A 3,136-nucleotide genomic window follows, 5' to 3' on the forward strand; every position below is an offset into this window, starting at 1 on the left:
CCGACCACGACGACTTCGCCAACGTGATGTCGCAGCAGATCATGAACCGCCTGGTCAACTGCGTGAACACGGGCAAGAAGTGCAAGGAGTGACCCACTCCTGCTAGCTGAGAGTCCCCCGGTGCACCTCCCGCGCACCGGGGGATTTTCGTTGTCCCGCCTTGTTCAGAAGCATGAACCGTTCACCAGCATGAATGTTGTGCCGGAAACATTGACCGCAAAGGTATAGACCACTAACACTGGCGCTATGGTCACCCGTTCCTGCGCGGTGCTGATCGCACTGCTGGCTTCATTGCTGGTACCGGTCACCGGATCCGTCTCGGCGGCTCCGGCGGCGTTCGTCCACCCGGGAGTCGTCGTTTCCCGGCCACAGCTGGACTTCGTGCGCGCCAAGGTCCAGGCCGGCGCCCAGCCGTGGAAGCTCGCCTACGACCGCATGATGGCGTCGAAGTACGCCGACCTGAACCGCACGCCGAAGCCGCGTGCCGTCGTGGAGTGCGGCTCCTACTCCAACCCCAACTACGGCTGCACCGACGAGCGCGAGGACGCCATCGCCGCGTACACCCTTTCGCTCGCTTGGTACATCACGCGCGACAACCGGTACGCGACCAAGGCGATTCAGATCATGGATGCCTGGTCGGCCACCATCCGCGACCACACCAACTCGAACGCCCCGCTGCAGACCGCGTGGTCGGCATCGAGCTGGCCCAAGGCCGCCGAGATCATCAAGCACGTCTACGGAAGCTGGCCCAACAGCGGCCGCTTCGGCACGATGCTGCGCAACGTCTACCTCCCCGAGATCCAGAACGGCCGCGCGAACACCAACGGCAACTGGGAACTCAGCATGATGGAGGGGTCGATCGGCATCGCGGTCTTCCTGGAGGACCGGGCCGCCTACGACAAGGCGATCAGCATCTTCCGCACCCGCATCCCGGCCTACATCTACCTGACCACCGACGGATCGCTGCCGAAGACGCCGCCGGGCAGCGGCATCGACACCCGCTCGGAGATCATCTCCTACTGGCAGAACCAGTCGACGTTCGTGGACGGGCTGTCGCAGGAGACCTGCCGGGACTTCACGCACACCGGCTACGGGCTCGCGGCGGCCGCGCACCTCGCCGAGACCGCACGGCACCAGGGCCAGGACATCTGGGGCGAGATCAAGGACCGCATGCGGCACGCGTGGGGCCTGCACACCAAGTACCAGAACGGTGAGCCGGTGCCGTCGTGGCTGTGCGGCGGGTCGTACAACCAGAGCCTCGGGCCGACGTCGGAGGTGTCGTTCAACGCGCTCAACACCCGGCTGGGCATCGCGATGGCGAACACCCAGGCCTACACCGAACGCATGCGTCCACAGGGGACGGACAACCTGTTCGTCGCCTGGGAAACGCTGACTCATGCGGCGAATCCGGCCTGAGAAGTACTAGCGTGCGTGGCATGACAGACGTGAAGCCACGCAGCCGCGACGTGACCGACGGCCTGGAGCGCACCGCCGCGCGGGGGATGCTCCGGGCCGTCGGCATGGGCGACGAGGACTGGGAGAAGCCGCAGATCGGTGTTGCCTCGTCGTGGAACGAGATCACGCCGTGCAACCTGTCGCTGGACCGCCTCGCGAAGGCGTCGAAGGACGGGGTGCACGCGGCGGGCGGGTATCCGCTGGAGTTCGGCACGATCTCGGTGTCGGACGGCATCTCGATGGGCCACGAGGGCATGCACTTCTCGCTGGTGTCGCGCGAGGTGATCGCGGACAGCGTCGAGACGGTGATGCAGGCCGAGCGCCTCGACGGCTCGGTGCTGCTGGCCGGGTGCGACAAGTCGTTGCCCGGCATGCTGATGGCGGCCGCGCGGCTCGACCTCGCTTCGGTGTTCCTCTACGCCGGGTCGATCCTGCCGGGCCGGGTCACGCTGACCGACGGCACCGAGAAGGAAGTCACGATCATCGACGCGTTCGAGGCCGTCGGGGCCTGTGCGCGCGGGCTGATGAGCCGTGAGGACGTCGACCTGATCGAACGCGCGATCTGCCCCGGTGAGGGCGCGTGCGGCGGCATGTACACGGCGAACACCATGGCCAGCGCGGCGGAGGCGTTGGGCATGTCGTTGCCCGGCAGTGCCGCTCCCCCGGCCACCGACCGTCGTCGTGACGGGTTCGCGCGCCGGTCCGGCCAGGCCGTGGTCGAGATGCTGCGCAAGGGCATCACCGCCCGGCAGATCATGACGCGCGAGGCGTTCGAGAACGCGATCGCCGTCGTCATGGCGTTCGGCGGCTCCACCAACGCGGTGCTGCACCTGCTCGCGATCGCGCACGAGGCCGGTGTCGAACTGTCGCTGGACGACTTCAGCCGCATCGGCGCGCGGGTGCCGCACCTGGCCGACGTGAAGCCGTTCGGACGCCACGTGATGACCGACGTCGACCGCATCGGGGGCGTGCCCGTGGTGATGAAGGCGCTGCTGGACGCCGGTCTGCTGCACGGCGACTGCCTCACCGTCACCGGCCGCACGGTCGCCGAGAACCTCGCCGACATCGCCCCGCCTGACCCCGACGGCCTCGTGCTGCGTGCGCTGGACAAGCCCATCCACCACACCGGCGGCATCACGATCCTGCGCGGCACGCTCGCCCCGGACGGTGCGGTGGTCAAGTCCGCGGGCTTCGACTCGGACGTCTTCACCGGCACCGCGCGGGTGTTCGACCGCGAGCGCGCCGCGATGGACGCGCTGGAGGACGGCACGATCGCCGCGGGCGACGTCGTGGTGATCCGCTACGAAGGCCCCAAGGGCGGGCCGGGCATGCGCGAGATGCTCGCCATCACCGCGGCGATCAAGGGCGCGGGCCTCGGCAAGGACGTCCTGCTGCTCACCGACGGCCGCTTCTCCGGCGGCACCACGGGGTTGTGCGTCGGCCACGTGGCACCCGAGGCGGTCGACGGCGGTCCCATCGCGTTCGTGCGCGACGGCGACCAGATCACGCTGAACGTCGCCGAGGGCACGTTGGACGTGGACGCCGACCTCGACAGCCGCCGTGAGGGCTGGGCGCCGCTGCCTCCGCGTTACGAACGCGGCGTGCTCGCCAAGTACGCCAAGCTCGTCGGCTCGGCGTCGCGTGGAGCCGTCTGCGACTAGACGGTTGATTCCAAGGGTCC

General features: G+C 68.4%; 2 protein-coding genes. Both read left to right on the forward strand.

The annotated features are described in order from the left end of the window. The first annotated feature begins 246 nt into the window (after positions 1–246). Entirely contained in the window at positions 247–1,416 is a 1,170-nt protein-coding gene (locus UK23_RS47880; protein WP_045318533.1) for an alginate lyase family protein, read from the forward strand. A gap of 20 nt (positions 1,417–1,436) precedes the next feature. Then, on the forward strand, positions 1,437–3,116 hold the full coding sequence (gene ilvD, locus UK23_RS47885) for a dihydroxy-acid dehydratase (RefSeq protein ID WP_045318534.1): 1,680 nt from the start codon (positions 1,437–1,439) through the stop codon (positions 3,114–3,116). Positions 3,117–3,136 lie beyond the last annotated feature (20 nt).

The sequence above is a fragment of the Lentzea aerocolonigenes genome (assembly GCF_000955955.1).
In the GTDB taxonomy this organism is placed as follows: Bacteria; Actinomycetota; Actinomycetes; order Mycobacteriales; family Pseudonocardiaceae; genus Lentzea; species Lentzea aerocolonigenes_A.

What these genes read in the sequence shown, in the direction of transcription:
- UK23_RS47880 (WP_045318533.1), top strand. Translation starts at nt 247, where the DNA reads ATGGTCACCCGTTCCTGCGCGGTGCTGATCGCACTGCTGGCTTCATTG.
- ilvD (WP_045318534.1), top strand. Translation starts at nt 1,437, where the DNA reads ATGACAGACGTGAAGCCACGCAGCCGCGACGTGACCGACGGCCTGGAG.